This is a genomic window from Roseobacter denitrificans OCh 114, from assembly GCF_000014045.1.
Lineage (GTDB): Bacteria > Pseudomonadota > Alphaproteobacteria > Rhodobacterales > Rhodobacteraceae > Roseobacter > Roseobacter denitrificans.
Genome location: NC_008209.1, coordinates 2,137,344 through 2,153,939, shown reverse-complemented (window position 1 = coordinate 2,153,939; position 16,596 = coordinate 2,137,344). Strand labels below are relative to the sequence as shown.

10 protein-coding genes, 1 tRNA gene and 1 pseudogene are annotated in these 16,596 nt (G+C 57.0%); 3 read left to right on the top strand and 9 right to left on the bottom strand.

Annotated features, from left to right (window positions below; genetic code table 11):
* Positions 1-6: 6 nt before the first annotated feature.
* The 3 genes and pseudogenes from RD1_RS10380 (at position 7) to RD1_RS10360 (ending at position 2,733) form a co-directional block, all read left to right on the top strand.
* On the top strand, positions 7-933 hold the full coding sequence (locus tag RD1_RS10380) for an MBL fold metallo-hydrolase (protein WP_011568454.1): 927 nt from the start codon (positions 7-9) through the stop codon (positions 931-933).
* A gap of 66 nt (positions 934-999) precedes the next feature.
* Positions 1,000-1,074: transfer RNA gene (locus tag RD1_RS10375), tRNA-Asn, on the top strand.
* A 462-nt stretch (positions 1,075-1,536) separates the two neighbouring features.
* Positions 1,537-2,733: pseudogene (locus tag RD1_RS10360) on the top strand (IS3 family transposase).
* A gap of 898 nt (positions 2,734-3,631) precedes the next feature.
* On the opposite strand, the gene RD1_RS10355 reads toward RD1_RS10360, so the two are convergent.
* The 9 genes from RD1_RS10355 to hsdR all read right to left on the bottom strand — a co-directional run bounded on the left by RD1_RS10355 (position 3,632) and on the right by hsdR (position 16,582).
* Entirely contained in the window at positions 3,632-4,015 is a 384-nt protein-coding gene (locus RD1_RS10355) for a chemotaxis protein CheD (RefSeq protein ID WP_245897253.1), read from the bottom strand.
* Between the two features lie 128 nt (positions 4,016-4,143).
* Positions 4,144-5,277: a chemotaxis-specific protein-glutamate methyltransferase CheB gene (gene cheB / locus RD1_RS10350; RefSeq protein WP_074958641.1), complete on the bottom strand. Its 1,134-nt coding sequence runs from the start codon at positions 5,275-5,277 to the stop codon at positions 4,144-4,146.
* Between the two features lie 127 nt (positions 5,278-5,404).
* Entirely contained in the window at positions 5,405-6,553 is a 1,149-nt protein-coding gene (locus tag RD1_RS10345) for an acyl-CoA dehydrogenase family protein (RefSeq protein ID WP_011568450.1), read from the bottom strand.
* A 79-nt stretch (positions 6,554-6,632) separates the two neighbouring features.
* Positions 6,633-7,682, bottom strand: a complete 1,050-nt coding sequence (locus RD1_RS10340; RefSeq protein ID WP_011568449.1) for a lipocalin-like domain-containing protein — start codon at positions 7,680-7,682, stop codon at positions 6,633-6,635.
* Complete coding sequence (locus tag RD1_RS10335) at positions 7,672-10,044, bottom strand: ABC transporter permease (protein WP_011568448.1); 2,373 nt, start codon at positions 10,042-10,044, stop codon at positions 7,672-7,674. Before RD1_RS10335 ends, RD1_RS10340 begins: the two co-directional genes overlap by 11 nt.
* Positions 10,041-10,733: an ABC transporter ATP-binding protein gene (locus tag RD1_RS10330; protein ID WP_011568447.1), complete on the bottom strand. Its 693-nt coding sequence runs from the start codon at positions 10,731-10,733 to the stop codon at positions 10,041-10,043. Before RD1_RS10330 ends, RD1_RS10335 begins: the two co-directional genes overlap by 4 nt.
* Positions 10,734-10,915: 182 nt before the next feature.
* The gene (locus RD1_RS10325; RefSeq protein ID WP_245897251.1) at positions 10,916-11,887 is read right to left on the bottom strand and encodes an NAD(P)/FAD-dependent oxidoreductase; all 972 of its coding nucleotides are present in this window, start codon (positions 11,885-11,887) and stop codon (positions 10,916-10,918) included.
* Between the two features lie 438 nt (positions 11,888-12,325).
* Entirely contained in the window at positions 12,326-13,696 is a 1,371-nt protein-coding gene (gene drt2, locus RD1_RS10320; RefSeq protein WP_011568444.1) for an antiviral reverse transcriptase Drt2, read from the bottom strand.
* A 537-nt stretch (positions 13,697-14,233) separates the two neighbouring features.
* A complete protein-coding gene (gene hsdR, locus RD1_RS10315; protein ID WP_011568442.1) occupies positions 14,234-16,582 on the bottom strand; it encodes an EcoAI/FtnUII family type I restriction enzme subunit R in 2,349 nt (782 codons plus the stop codon).
* Positions 16,583-16,596: the final 14 nt, after the last annotated feature.

Sequence of the window (16,596 nt, the reverse complement as noted above, 5' to 3'; positions counted from 1 at the left end):
GACTGAATGACCATGGCAGATGATTTCGACCCGCCCATCGGCGTCCCGCAATCAATAGAGCCGGATATCCGCCGCATCCTCGCGCCAAACCCATCCCCCATGACATATAGGGGAACCAATACGTATCTGCTTGGCAGTCGCGACATCGCGGTGATTGATCCCGGCCCCGCCGATGACAGGCATCTCGACGCGATCCTGTCCTGCCTTTGCACGGGCCAACGCATCACCCATATCGTGGTCACGCATAGTCACCTCGATCATTCGCCTCTGGCGGCGCGATTGTCCGACCTGACCGCGGCACCCGTCTATGCGTTTGGCGGCTCTTTTGCGGGTCGTTCCGCAATCATGCAAGACATGGCGGATTCCGGGCTGTCAGGCGGGGGTGAAGGCATGGATCTGGCCTTTTCACCCCATATCTCGGTGGCAGATGGCGCGGTGATAGAGGGATCGGACTGGGTGTTGAATGTCATCCATACACCGGGTCACTTGGGAAATCACATCGCATTGGGGTTCGGGGACATCTGCTTTACGGGCGATCATGTCATGGGATGGGCCAGTTCGCTCGTGTCTCCGCCTGACGGCGACCTGACCGACTTCATGGCCTCCTGTGCGCGCCTCAAACGCTATCCCTGGCGTCGCTTTTTACCGGGTCATGGCGATGTTATCGATGCCCCTCACGACCGGTTGGAATGGCTGATCACGCACAGAAATGCGAGGGAAGCTGCGATCCTTGATTTTCTGGACGATGGTCCGGCAGATGTGGAGAAGATCACGGATCACGTTTATCAGGACACGCCCGCCGCTCTCATCCCGGCGGCACGGCGCAATGTGATAGCGCACCTCATTGATCTGAAAGGTAAATTCAAGGTCACCTTTACCGGTTCGCTTGATTTCAAAACCCCGTTCAAACGGATCGACCGCCATCGACGATAAATTCCACATTTTCACAAAAAAGGCACTGGACGCATAATAAGAGCGCTGCTATATCGCCCAGACCGTTCCGGCGTAGCTCAGCGGTAGAGCAGTTGACTGTTAATCAATTGGTCGTAGGTTCGATCCCTACCGCCGGAGCCATTTCTTCTACGTAAGCCCGTTATTTCCTTGATTTTAAGGGGTATCGGTGCTCTTCACGACACACATGAAGACACACGTGGAGACACACAGAGATGGCCATAGCCCCCAAGATCAAACATGTTGATCCAAGACCGAATGGTGTCCTGAGATTCCGCCGCAGGTTTCCTAAGGATGTCGCGAAGACCCTCGGGCAGCAGTTCTTTCAGGTCCACATCAGGAATACTTCGGGGGTTGCCTTCGCCCGGGAATACGACGCGATCTTGAGAGAGTTCGACAGAATGGTCACGCACGCTCGCGATGACATGAAGCGACAAGGCACGGACAACAGGACCGCCCAACAGAAGTGGCATGACGCCTTGATGAAAGCGGAAGGACTGCGTGAGGGCGTCACTGGTGACCTGCCCCCCGAAACTTCCCTCATTCTGATGTAGAGTTTGCTCAACCTTTTGAAGGAGCAAGCGAATGCGAAAGAGCCGTTTTACTGAGGCACAAATTATCGGGATGATCAAAGAGCAAGAGGCTGGCATGCCGACGGCGGAGGTGTGCCGTAAGCACGGTCTCAGTCAGGGCACGTTCTACAAATTTAAATCCAGATATGGCGGCATGCATTGCCCGGCAACACATGCAGAGCATGTGTGAGAGGGAGGTTTCTGACACCGCAAGGCTGAAGGCGCTTGAGGACGAGAATGCCAAGCTTAAACGCCTTCTTGCAGATCAGATGTTGGACAACGTGGTGCTGAAGGATTTGCTGGGAAAGAACTGACGACATCAGCTGAACGGCGGGACGCCGCGCTCCGGGCGATGCGGGATCATGAAATCTCGCAGCGTCGGGCGTGCAGGCTCGTTGGTGTCGACCCTAAGACTGTCAGACGCGACCGTCCGCCTGACAATCCCAAGATACGCAAAGAAATGAAGAAGATCGCCAATAAGCGGCGCAGGTTTGGCTATCGCCGGATCGGCATCATGCTTGAGCGCGAAGGATATGTGATGAACCACAAGAAGCTTTATCGCCTCTACACAGAAGAAAAACTGGGGGTCAGGCGACGGCGGGGCCGCAAGCGGGCGCGTGGATCGCGAACACCGATGCCAGAAGCCCTGAGGCCGGGCGAAGGTTGGTCTTTGGACTTTCTGTCTGACACGTTCGGTGCATCCCGTAGGTTCCGCATTCTGGCCATGAACGATGACTGCTGCCGCGAAAACCTATGCCTTGTTGCAGACACGTCGATCTCTGGTGCCCGGGTGGCGCGCGAGTTGGATGCTTGGTTGCGTGTCTATGGAAAGCCAAAGAGCATTGTCTCGGACAATGGCACCGAGTTCACCAGTCGGGCGATCCTAAAGTGGGCAAACGACAACAAGGTGGATTGGCACTACATCGATCCGAGCAAACCCCAACAGAACGCGTTCATCGAAAGCTTCAACGGCAGCCTACGGGACGAACTGCTGAACGAGGAGATGTTCGACAGCCTGGACGATGCCCGGCGCAAGCTGGCCCTCTGGCGTTACGATTACAATAACATCAGGCCACACTCATCGCTCGGGAACAAAACGCCTACAGAAGCGCGCCGGACGCTTGAGCAATTTGAGGGCTCCGCACCCGACGCGCTTGCCCATACGGACAACGAAGAATATGAAAATCAGACCCGCAAACTCTCGTTATGAATGAGGGAGCCTTGGGGGGCAGGTCAAAAACAAAGATGTATTTGCTGAACACCCGCGTCAGTTTTCTTTTGCCGCTCCCTTTCGATATCCGCTTAGCCCCGCCTACGGGCAAACTGCTACTGACCTTCATCTCCGCGCTGTCGCATTTTTCGCGGTCAATCAGAACAACAAGTTGATCTAAACCCACCGGATAAGCGCATTATGGCAGTTCAGTGTCAATTTCGCACGACACACAAAACGTGGCTCTTACGACACACTACGACCAAAATGCCATCTGAATATCTAGCCGCAAATGTATGTTTTTTATATATTTTTTCTTATTACCTTTCATTCTGAGCTTCCTACCGCCGGAGCCATTTCACCTAAAAAAGCAGTAAATTGGAAAAGGCCTCGCAATTCGTGAGGCCTCTATATTTTGGCAGGGTAACACTCGACTGCTATGACATATCCGCTTGGCACGCCTCGATCTCAGTCTTCACGCCCTGCATCACATCGTCAATGCCAGCACCGGTTTAGCTGGTCTCAGAAATATAGTGGCGGAAACTTACTCCGCCAAATCCCGTACACCTGACCACTCCCATGGTCCAACTCATCCCGGTGATACACAAATTCAGCTATCAAAACTGTCGCTAAGCTACTGTAATATCTGAATAGCTCTGTTTGGCAGCTGCCTAACATGCCAAACGGCGGGCCCAGTAGTGATTTGGTGCTAATCTCAGACACCTACTTGATCTTGCGTCAAATCTTATCGTCTTTACCCTTGGATATCACAAATGGATATACTGGCAAGCGGCAGTGATTTCACCATTCCGTCCCTTCGGCACTCTCCGTCTTATCGCGACCGGTAACATGCGCAACCGTGTTCAGGCAAAGAGCGCCAACCGTTGAAAGCACATTATCAAAACAGTTCCAAATCGTTTCCACTTGGCTGGGACGGTACGGGTACTTCTTTGGGTAGCACTTCGTCCGCTCTTACTTTTTGCATGACACGGCCTGATGTGGGCCAGAACATGATGTGTCGCGCCGAGTCTCCGCCGAGTGAATGTCCTTCACAGTCAATCCCTTCTTTTCGAAGAAAATCCAGTGTGAACTGACTGTTCAGCAAGCCGATATCACTCAGACCGGCAACCATACGCGCACCGCCAAAGGCCTTTGCACGCAGGCGACGCCGTTCGCCGCCAAGTTTCAGAATATCGTTGATCAACAATTCCATCGCGTTGATACCCGCCAGATTGCAAACACCCGAGCTTCTGGTGCTGACGGTCAAAAGCATGTGGTTCATACCACCTACCTTGGCCACCGGGTCCCACAGACAGCATGAAACGCAAGACCCTAGAATTGTGGAGATTGCCCGATCAGGATCAGCGGAAACCGCACGTTCACCCTGAGTTATATGTTGACGGTTTTTTGTCATTGCAAAGGTACCTTGGTCGTTCTGCGCGCTGTTCGTGCCGATGCGTTCTTGCTCTCTCGCAGCGCTTCACCGATTTTGTGGATTGGCAGTTGATGCTGGACAGCGCCCAGACCGAAAGCGACGCGCGGCATGCCGTAAACCACGGATGTTTCCTCATCCTGGCCGAATGTGGTGGCACCAGCCTCTGCCAATTTCAACATGCCTTGCGCACCATCCTTCCCCAGACCTGTCAGGATCGCAACGGACACTTTTTTAGCTTCGGAAACAGCGGATAAAAACAGGGTATCAACCGATGGGCAGTGCAAGGCGGCGGGATCATTCGCAACAAACCGACACTGCCAGCCATCCATGCGCCTTACGACTTCCGTGTGTTTTCCGATCCCGGGCGCTAGGATCACATCACCCCGACGCAGCGGCACGCCTTCTTCGGCGAGTTTCACGTTCTGCGGCAGTTGTCTGTCCAGCCTTTGGGAAAAGCTTTCAAGAAAGTTACCGGGCATGTGCTGAACGATGACGACGGGTGCACCGTCAGGGTCAAGCTTTGGCAACACGGCTTCCAAGGCTGACACGCCGCCTGTTGATGCGCCAATCAAGATCAGCGACCCCCTGCGACAAGGCTGACCCAGCGCGGAAGCGCGCTGCATCATGGGCGCATCTGCTGGTTTTTCTGTCGCCTCGCCCCTTTTCAGGGAAGCCGGACGCGTGCAGGCCGCCTGATAGACCCGCTCACAAATGTCGCGCGAAAGATCAAGGTCATACCCATCTGTCGGTTTCAAAATACAGTCGATCGCACCGCGTGAAAGCGCCTGAACAGCCGCATCGCTGCCTTTGCTTGTCAGGCTGGACAGCATGACAACCGGCATAGGGCGCGCGCGCATCAGGCGCGTCAAAAACTCCAGACCGCTCATCCCCGGCATTTCGATGTCCAGCGTTATGACGTCGGCCGGATTGGCGCGGATGTAATCGCGCGCTTCAACGGCATCGCTTGCCTCCCCGACAACTTCTAGGCGTCTGTCCGAGGCCAATACTGTGCGCAGCCACATCCGGATCACACGCGAATCGTCAACAATCAAGACCTTCTTGGCCGGTACGTGAGATTGATGCTCGTTCGTATCGCTGTGCAAAACCATGCTCTTTTCCGTTTGGGGTCCCAAAGCATGCCTGATGTGACACGCACTTGTCCAAACATGCCGCACAGATGTAAATTGAGCCTTAATGGTCGTGCATCGCAGTCCCTAAAAAGCGGTGAAACGCCCGTCAGGCCCCGTGTTCAGCGATCATCTGGCGCGAAATAATGACACGCATGACTTCGTTTGTGCCTTCCAGAATCTGGTGCACGCGCAAATCCCGCACGATTTTTTCGATCCCGTAGTCTGCAAGATAGCCGTATCCGCCGTGCAGTTGCAGCGCCTGATTGGCCACATCAAATGCAACATCTGTCACGTAAAGCTTTGCCATTGCACAATATTTTGTGGCATCCGCAGCTTTAGCATCCAGTTTGGACGCGGCCTGACGCAGGAATATCCGCGCGGTCTGCAACTTGACTTCCATATCCGCCAGTTTGAATTGCAGCGCCTGAAACTGATCCAGCCGTTGCCCGAATGCCTTGCGCTCCGCGGTATAGGACAGGGCAGCGTTCAGCGCCGCCTGCGCGCCACCAAGGGCGGATGCGGCGATGTTCAATCGCCCCCCGTCAAGGCCCGCCATCGCGTAGGCAAACCCCTGCCCTTCCTGCCCGACCAGATTGTCCGCCGGGATCGCGCAGTCATCAAACTGCACCTGTGCCGTGGGTTGCGCGCGCCATCCCATCTTGTTTTCGAGGGCGCCAAAAGACAGACCTTCGCGCCCGTTTTCAATCAGTACGGCGGAAATACCCTTGGGGCCTGCATCCCCCGTGCGCACCATCGTGAGGTAGACATCGGAATATCCGCCACCCGAAATGAACGCCTTGGTGCCGTTCAACACATAGCCTGAGTTGCTGCGCTGCGCCCGCGTGCGCAGGGCAGCGGCATCAGATCCTGACCCGGGTTCGGTCAGGCAATAAGAGAATACGGTTTCCATGGTACACAGCTTGGGCAACCAGTGTGTTTTCATGGCGTCAGAACCATAGGTGTCGATCATGCCGCCGCACATGTTGTGGATCGACAGAAAGGACCCGACCGACGGGCAAGCCATTGCCAGTGCTTCAAAAACCAGCGTCGCATCAAGCCGGGAAAGCCCTGAGCCGCCGTGTTCTTCGGACACATAAATCCCGGCAAGGCCAAGTTCAGCGACCTTGGGCCACAGCGCCTTTGGGATGGTCCCGGCGGCTTCCCACTCCTGGGCAAAGGGTGCGATGTTTTCCTGGCCAAAAGCATAGGCCATGTCGAAAATCGCTTGCTGTTCCTCGGTGAGCGAAAAATCCATCGGCATCCTCAAATGATCGTGCGGCCCAAGCAGCCCGGCCCAAGGCATATCATCCCGGTCGGACGCTGCAAGGGGTCGCTCAGTAGCCCGTCATCTCAAGATAGCCGCGCCCGCTGTGCGATCCCGTGATCTGAACCGGGCCTTCCCAGTAAGGAATGGACGTGGTCATCCAGGCCGCGCCATTCAAAGCCTCCACCGTGACATCGACGCCTTTTTGCGGCAGTTGCGCGCGCCATTTGGTCGGCACCGCCCGGCCCGCCACATCCGTGGTGGCCAACGCGGTTGCCGAAAACGCGCCATCGGGAAAAGCGGTGGTGGTGCCATCCGGTTCGATCCAGGTTGCTTGCGTATAATCGCTGCCATCCTCGTCATGCAGCGTGAACCCCATCAGGCGCACCCCGTCGTCAAAGACCATCGAGAACCAGTCCCAGCTGACCTGCGTGGCCGCCAAGGGCTGCGAGGCCCATTCGCGGTCCAGCCATGCAGTGCCTGTCACCTCGACCGGACCTTCGGGCAGAAACAGCGTCCCTGCGACGGTATAAAAGGGCTGCGAATAGTAGTAACTGGCCCGCCCGCTGGCGGATTTCTGTGAATAGCCCGCCTCGCCGTGAAAGATCAGCGGGCCTTGCGCGCTCAACGTGACCTCATAGCCGAAATCAGGGCCGGAGGCGCGCATTGCAACCTCGTCGAGCGTATCGCCAGACATGTGCCAGTCATCAATCCATGCGCTGAAGGGTGCGGCGGTCACACCCGCCTGCCCGACCCCGCCGCGCGCGATCCGTTCTGTTACGAAATGCGCATCCTCCGTGGTGACAGCCGCGTGGCCCATCCACAGTTGCGGGCTGGCCCAGCCGGGTTTTTCTTCGGGCGCAATGGCGGATCGGAACAATGTCCACTGCAGCCCCATCTGGCGCCCGGTGGCATCGGTGAGGTTCGCCGTGACATACCACCACTCAATCTGGAAATCCGGGTGCGCGCCGTGATCTTCAGGGAAGGAAAACGCATATCCACGCTCGGGTTGGCTAAAGGTGCTCGCGTCCCGCCCCAGACCGGCAAAACCCTGTGCTGCGGCCTGCGCGGCCACCAAGATGCTGATGCAGAAGATCGACAACCAAAGTCTAACGCTCATTGCTGAATACCTTCAAAAGAGATTGCGGATCGGTGCGCGCCAGCCGGATCGCGGGCCAAAGCGCAGCCAGCAGCGCCGCAACTACCGTCAGCAGGCCGAGGCGCAGATAATCCAGCGGAAAGACATACATCGGCAACCGCCAGCCAAAGGCTTCGACATTGACGACGGCCAGCAAAACCCAAGCCAGCATCAAGCCGACGGGCAACGCCAGCACGCCGGTCAGGGTCGCAAGACACACCGCGCGCACGACCTCAAGCCGCGACAGCGCGCTGCGCGTAAGCCCCAAGGCCCAGACAGGCGCCAGTTGAGGCAAGCGCATCGTCGCCAGTGTCAGCAGGCTGATCAGGATGGCAAGCCCCGCCACCGACAGCGTCAGCACGTTTAGCGCCGCCGTCACGGAGAACGTGCGCTCAAAGACCTGCATGGAAAACTGTTTGAGATCGGCCTGATTGATCAACGCATCCTCCCCCAGCCCAAAGCGGTCGCGCAAATCGTCGGCCAGCACCTCGGGCGTATCCGTGCGCACCCCGAACCGCAGGCGTGGCACATCCGGATACCGCATCGAGAACAGATCCTCGCCCAGCACCAGTTGGCCCACCGCATTCCCGTAATCGCTGTAGATACCGATCAAACGATCCCCGGTGGGCAATGTATCCCCCACCTGCCAGTCCTGCCGCCGGGCCAGTTGTTCATTGACCAACGCGCCCTGCCCCGCGGCGAGCAAATCCCACACCTCTGGCTGCGCACTCAGCAGCGGCCAGTTTTCACGGTAGGTCGCATGATCACGGATGCCAAAGACTTCAGCCGGAAGCCCTCCGAGCCGCGTGTCAATCGACACAATTGGCAGGACCGCCTCCGCCTTGTCCTCCAGATAGGCGACCAGTTCCCCCGCCTCGGCCGTGTCGCTGGCGTTTATGTACAACTCGGAGGCCAACCGCTGATCTAGATAATCCACGAAGGTCAGCCGAAAACTCGACACCATGGTGGAAACCCCGATATTGGCCGCCATCGCCAACAGCAAAGCCATCAGAGCCATCGACAGCCCCGGCAATTGCTGGCGACTGTCCGCCCAGAACCACTGCACCAAGGCGCCTTTGCTGTGACGTTCGGCGAAACTCAGGCACTGGGCCAAAAGGAACGGCAAAAAAAGCGCCGATCCAATCAGCAAACAGGCCAGCAAGGCAAAGCCAGCAACCAGACCCTGCCCGAAAGTGGCAATCGCAACGCCCGCGATGAACAGCCCAGCCGCGATCAGCGCCAGCCACTGTCCGGCGGCAAGGGCCCCAATGCTCATCGCGCGCGGGTGGTTGAACGACAGCAACGGCATATAGGCCAGCTTTGTCAGAGCCGCCGCCGCCGCAACCGCCGTGCCCCCCAGCGCCATGGCCAGCCCCGACAGCCACCAAGCTGCGCGCAGTTGTAGCTGGCCCGCGACTTCGGCCCCGTAAAGCCCTCGCAAGGTCGCCGCCACATCCGGCAACAGGGCCGCCGCGATCACATAACCCAAAGCGACACCTGCGCCACCAGCCAAGAGCGCAAACACGCCCAGTTCCAGAATAAGCAGCAACATCAACCGTCTGAGTGGCAATCCCAAAGCACGCAGGGTCCGAAATACCGCCCGGCGCTGTTCGAAGGCCAGCCCGACCGCGCCGTAGACGATGAAGATCCCTACAGCAAAGGACAACAGACCGAAGGCCGTGAGGTTGAGATGAAAGCTCTGCGTCAGGCGCGCCACATCCGCCTGCACCGAAACTTCGGCAATGCGATAGGCGTCCGGCAAGGCCCCAAGGCCCCAAGGCCGCTGGTTGCTGACCAACAGTCGCCTGATCTCCCCCTGATCGCCCAGCAGTCGGTCCGCCTGCGCGATGTCCATCAGGATGTTGCCGCGTGGTCGGTTTTCATCCACCCGCAGGGTTATTCCCGGCAGCGTCAGCCCCATGTCATCCGGGTGTGCGAAACCGACCGGATCATCGCCGATCATGTCGGGAAAACCGCCATCTTCCGAAATACTTGCGGGCAAGGCCACAGGAAAGCTCAGCGGGTCGATGCCGACGATGCGCAGTTCAGCACCGGCAATATCAACCGAGCCTTCCAGCACCGGGCTGACCGGCCAACCAAGCCTGCGCAGGGTTACATATTCCTCGACCGTAAAGCTGCTGCCATCCTGTTTGAGGATGCGGTTGGTATCGCCCGCCCCCAGGACATCGGAGGCAGAGGCGTAACTCGCGCGCGCTTCGGCGTTGATCGCCTGCACACCGGACCACAGCGCAGTGGACAGGGCCAACCCGGCCAGCAAGGTCAGCAACTGCCACGGATTGCGCCGCCAGTGGGACCAAAGTGCAAGGAACCCTTGCCGCGTCATGGCACCGCCACGGGTCGCATCGGCGCGTCCGCATCCTGCACAACGCCGTGCGACAGACGAATACGCCGCCCCATCCGGGCCGCCTGACGGGGGGAATGCGTGACCATCAGCACGGCAGCACCCGCCTCTGCCGCGCTTTGCAGCATGAGGTTCAACACCGTATCTGCCGTGTCCTCATCCAGATTGCCTGTCGGTTCATCCGCAAGGATCAGGCCGGGGCGCGCCGCGAGGGTGCGGGCAATGGCCACGCGCTGTTGCTGCCCGCCCGAGAGCGCCTCGGGGTATTTCGCCATGTGATCCCCCAGCCCGATCTGCTCGGTCACATGCTGTGCCCAATCCGGGTCGTAGCGTTCGCCAAGTCGGGCATGAAACGTGATGTTTGCGGCGACGCTCAGGCTCGGGATCAGGTTGAACTGCTGGAAGATTATCCCGACCGTTGTGCGGCGCAGGTGCGCGGTTTTCGCATCAGGCAAACCGGCCACCTCCTGCCCGTTCAGCATGATACTGCCGCCCGTTGGGACATCCAGCCCGGCGATCAGGTGCAACACCGTACTTTTGCCACTGCCGGATTCGCCTTCCAACGCCAGCGTGCCCGCACGCGGCACCTCAAAACTCACATCCCGCAAAACCGGCACTGAGATGCCGCCAGTCTCATATTCCTTTGCAAGGTGGCTGACCTTCAAAACCATCTGCGTGTCCCATCAAGGCTGCGTACAGACCAAGAGATGTAGCACCAAGCGCGTATCGCAAGGGCGTGTTGGCAAACCATCTGCGAAAATGGAACCTAGCGATCGGAAAATCAGTCCAGGTCACGCAATCGGTCTTTATGTTATAGGTTAAGAACGGTGATCATCATACTGTTTTTAAATGGTTAAATTATCAAAGCTCTTGCAAGTTCCGTTGCACTGTCAAATCCGGCCTCGACGCGCCCCGCTCCGCACCAGTCGCCGAATGCCCCCAGTTTGTTGTCTGCATCCAACAGGAACGGCCGCTGCGTTGGGCGGTCGACTTTGGCAAAGCGCCATTTGTGCAAACTGACATATTGCGCCGCGTCGACATCCAGACCCGTGACCTCCCGCACGACCTGAGCCAGCGTGCTGCGCACGTGATCGGCATCTGCCTCCAGATGTGCCTCGGCCCAGTCATTGCTGGATTGGCACAAGACGCTGAAACCAGCGCTGCGCCCCGGTTTTGTGCTGTTGACCGCAAGCCACGCCAAGGGGCTATTCAGGACGGCTGCCGCATCCCAAGCCAGATCCGGCGCGGCATCAAAACCGAGCATCAGACTGTAACACCCGAGCATTCGGGCCTGTCCCAGCGCGAATGACCCCGAAAAACAGGCGGGCAGCAGCGCGGCGGACTGTTCCGCCGGGGCAGAGGAAAAAACCCAGTCAAAAGGGCCGAAACCCTCGCCATCTGCAGTCCCAATGTGCCAGCGGCCGTCTTTGCGTTCAAGCTCCAGAACACGGGTTTCGTGCCGCACTTCGACATCGCCCGCCATCGCCTTGCATAGCGCGTTCATCCCCGGCACGCCCACATAACGTGGTGCTGTCCACTGCGGGGGCTGCCCTCCGAAACACGCCAGTCTGGGACACCACATCGCCACAGTCCCCTGTTCAATATGGGCTGCAAGAAAGCGTTGAAAATCGTCGCCCCGCGCCGTGAAATACTGCGCGCCGTGATCAAACTGGAACACGTCCGCACGCCGTGTCGACATCCGCCCGCCAGTCCCGCGTGATTTCTCGAAAACGGTTACGTCAGCTTTGGAAGACAGCAGTTGCGCAAGACGCAGCCCTGAAATACCCGCCCCGATGATCGCAATGCGTGCACGTCCTGTCATCATTCTCGCCTTATCGCCCTTATAGTGGACGATCTAGAACATCCGATGATCGTTGCCACCACGCGACGCCATCATCGCCCCAGTTTCACCAGTTCCGACATGGTCAATGACCGCAGCGGCTGGCGAAAGGTCGGCGAAACGGGAACAGCGAATTGGACCGGTTCCGAAGGCATTTGGCTGTGAAGTACGAACACGACCGCTTTGCGATCAAGCCTTGCAAAAGCAAAGAGAACCGACTGTTTCTCAGCAACTCACGACACCCTCTGACACCCGCGAAACGCGAGATGTACTTCGGGCAGACTACAAAATAAAAATTAACGATGCTCCCAATCAACCCTTCATGGCAGAGTTGACAAAGGTCCAGATGACTTGCTGTGCAGACCGACCATGACATCCACAAAGAAGAGCGGGACGTTTGGCCAACCAAAAGTGATGAAGGTGTTATGGCGTAGTGACCAGCCCGCCGAAAACCCGGACAGATTCACGCTCCCACGCTCTGTTGAACCACGTGACGTGATGGCTGACTTGCTGTCTGATTTCAGGACAACCCAAGATGTCTGATGCTTTGTAGGCGTAGCGCAGGAAGTTGCGCCTCTTTCCGAGGTGGGTGTATCGCGCGAGGCTCTCGCGCTTGAATACTTCCATGGACGGAATGCTTTTCGCTTTCGCGGCAACCATTTTCGCATGAATACCGCGGCGCATCTTGCCACGGTAGGCATCAAGCGACGACGCTCGGATCAGCGTTTGTTGCCCATCGAAGGTAAAACCAAGATATTGGATCGGCTTCTCGGATATCAGCTGACCATTAGCGAAGTCTGCTGTCTCGGTTTTCTCGACCGACATTGCGAGGCCGAAGTCCGAAAGCATCTTTTCGACAATAGCAACCACATGGCGGACCTTGGCACCAAGCGGAAGAACGACTGCAATGTCGTCCGAATAGCGACGATAGGAGCCACCATACTTCGCGCACATAGCAATCATCTCACGGTCGAAAGAGCGAAGGTAGATGTTCGCGTAAAGGCCAGAGACAGGTGTCCCTTGCGGGATGCCATAGTCGCGGTCATGACGGCGGATCAAACCGCTCTTGCGTCCTTGCACATGGGCCTTGAAGTCTTGTGGCGAGCAAACGCGTCCGTGACCGTTTCGTTTCCGTCCGAGCAGCTTGTCCAGGTCGTCCGTCTCGACCCATGCGTATTTCGTGATGTTCGCCCAGACCCGACCATGGTGAGACTGAAGTCGGCTAACGCCGAGCAAACCAGCAATCTCATCGCGGAGTAGCTTATGGTCGAGGCAATCGAAGAAACCAGAAATGTCCATCGCGAAAACGGAGCAGTTTTGGCGTTTTACAATCTCATCGAAAAGTGACTTTGCGTGGTGAATATTAGTGCCACCACCTTTCCTGTAGGCAAGGACGGAACCTGAACTGCCGTCAGCAGAGAGCGCATATTCGTAGAACCCGTTCAAGTGCGCTGCGTAACCTTGCAGGTAAGCTGCGTCCTCGTGTCCGGCAAAGCGGATAGGTCTTGGTTTGGCCTTCTCTTTTCTGACGAACTTGCCTTTGTCGTCACGGAGCCAGTTGCCGTCAGCATCTTTGACGCGAACATATCGCCGCGTCAGATCAGTGAAACCCAGCAAGGGCCAGAAGCGATGCGGTTTAATTTCCGAACCAAAATCAATTGTCCGCTCTCGCCTGTTTTCGGGTAGAGGCAGGTCGAAGTGTTTGTAACTGCGCGCCTTCGACATTGACTTGAGGATAAAGTCGTCGGTGGATGGGTCAAATTCGTATTCGGTGGGTAGGTAAAACCCGGGCATCAATGAACTCCGTTCTTCAAATGCCCGGGCTATTTGACCTAGCTCCCATCATCGAGCGCCAAAGCACTCTCCGGTACGAGAAAACCTAGCGTGGTATGTTGTAACCACGATGTGCCTGGAAGGATGCGACATGATCGAGATCAAGCCGACCCGGAACCCGCTGACGCAGATAGCGCTTGCGGTCCTGAACACCGGTCATCCGGGTCCTTAGCCCCGGGGCACTCTATGAAGTGGGTATTGGTTCCCAAGATACAAGACTTGGTGCGTCTTTTTTTGATCGCTGCCGGATTCGAGGCATTTTCACACCTGGCAGGACATCCAAAGCTAAACACGCGTATCAAAAATGTATCAAAAACTGGACGCTGCGAGTATCGCCTGAGCAGTCCTTATCATTTAATGTCAGTAGTTTGAAATGGTGCCCACACGTCTCCGCATTTAACGATTAAATCATTGTTATAAATATGAGAAAAACTAATGAGATTTGACAATACCCCCAATCATACCCCCAGACATACAAAAAAATAGCATTTCTAAGGTCTAACTGGAGTAGATATGGGCCTGAATTTCTGTGAACGCGCGCCTGATTTTCGGTATGTCGCCAAGTACGCGCTTTGCTCCGTTCGTGCCACCATACTTCACCTTCAGGAAATCACTGATCTTTGGCAAGGCAAGCTCTTCGACCCCGTGAACTTCATAGGCGTTAAGCACCGCTTCAAGAAATGCCTTCATTTCACTTTCGAGGCCAGTCAAGCCATTCTCACGCGCCGCCGCTGCTCTTTCTGATCTCAACTTTGGCGAAAGAGTGAAACGGACATAGGCCAGAACGTCGAACACATCGCTGTTCGGAGCGTCAATGAGGCGCTTCATATCCTCAAGCCGCCCAGTGTCGTAGCCTCTGTCTGCCAACACCTTCAGAAACTGCACACGCTTTTCCGGATCGCTCCAGATTAACCGCAGTTCTTCTTCGCCGGTCACAAGATCGCCTAGATCCCCGAAAAGCTGTTCCATGAACTCTTCACCGGAGATCATCTTGCCGTCGTGTGAATAGTAACTCGTTGTCGCGATGTACTTGATCCGACGTTCCTTGCCGTCAGCAAGCTTGATCACGATTTTCTCTTCCGGTTCCGGCGGGGTCGGTGGTGGATCGCCAGGGGGCACAGGGTCGCCCGGTTTCGGCGGTTTCGGTGGCGTTCCCGGAGTGTCCGGCGGTTCGGGTGGGCCATCCCATTCCGGATCGTTGAAATGCTCATATGCTTTCACGAAGTCGTAGATGGTGAAGAAGTCTTTGCCTTCGAAGGTACGTGTTCCGCGCCCAACGATCTGCTTGAACTCCACCATCGACTTGATAGGCCGCATTAGGACGATGTTCCGGACGTTGCGCGCATCTACCCCGGTGGAAAGCTTCTGCGATGTCGTCAGAATTGTTGGAATGCTCCGCTCATTGTCCTGAAACTCGCGCAAGTGTTGCTCGCCCAGAGCGCCGTCATTCGCCGTTACGCGCTCGCAATAGTGCGGGTCTTCGATGTCCTTGATCTGGTTGATGTAGTCGCACACTGCCGCCGCGTGGTTCTGGGTTGCACAGAACACCAGCGTCTTCTGGCGTGGGTTGATCTGATCCATGAATTCATGAATGCGACTTTGCTCGCGCGCAGGAATGACGATTTTCGCGTTGATCTCATCTTCTGTGTATTCATGATCGGGGTCCACGTCGCCACCGACGACCTCATCCTCCGGGTCATAGACATAGGTATCAATCGTGCTGGCCATCTGGCGCACTTTGAAGGGCGTGAGGAAGCCGTCATCAATGCCTTCGCGCAGGGCGTATGTATACACCGGTTCGCCGAAATAGGTGTAGGTGTCGGCGTTCACCTTGCGCTTGGGCGTCGCTGTCAAACCAAGCTGCACAGCAGGTGCGAAATACTCTAGAATACCGCGCCAAGAGCTTTCGTCCTTCGCACCGCCCCGGTGACATTCGTCAATGATGATGAAGTCAAAGAAATCAGGCTCGTATTCGCGAAAGTTAAACTCTGCCTCACCAGATTTGTTTTCCGTCATGAAGGTCTGGAAGATCGTGAAGAAGACACTCGCATTGCGGGGCATCTTGCCCTTCTTGCTGATCTCTTTTGGATTGATCCGCGACAGTGCATCAGGCGCGAAAGCGGAGAATGAATTGTACGCCTGATCCGCGAGGATATTGCGGTCAGCAAGGAACAGGATGCGCGGGCGACGTGTGGGCGCGCCAGAAAGGTTCCACCGCGATTGAAACAACTTCCATGCGATTTGGAAGGCGATGGAAGTTTTGCCGGTGCCAGTGGCGAGGGTCAATAGGATGCGCTTTTCGTCTTGCGCCAACGCTTCCAGTACGGCATTCACAGCCGCCGCCTGATAGTAGCGGGGCTGCCATTTGCCGCCATCAGTCTCAAAAGGGATCTGACCGAAACGGTCGCGCCATGCGTTCCCGGTGGGATAGCACCGCTCCCAGAGCACGTCGGGCGATGGGACTGCCTCAACTTCGCCTTCGGTGCCCGTGTTGAGGTCAATCTCGTAGGTGCGCAGTCCATTAGTGCAATAGGCAAAGCGCGCGCCGATCCTGCGGGCATAGTCGAGGGCTTGGCCGCGCCCTTCAGTATAGGATAGCGAGGCTTTCTTGGCCTCCAACACAGCCATAACGTGGCCCTTCATGCGCAGCACGTAGTCAGCGGGTTTGGGCGCGTTCTGCCCACCGCCCGACATGATGCGACCGGGCCAGAGCATTTCCTCGCGATGCACCCGCGCGCCGTCGATCTTTCCCGCGCCTTCCCATCCGGCGGCGGCAAGCGCAGGGTCTATCCGCTGAGCGCGCGTGTCCGCTTCGGTCTCTGTGGCAAGGGAAGAATGTTCAACCATTGTTGGAGGTTAGC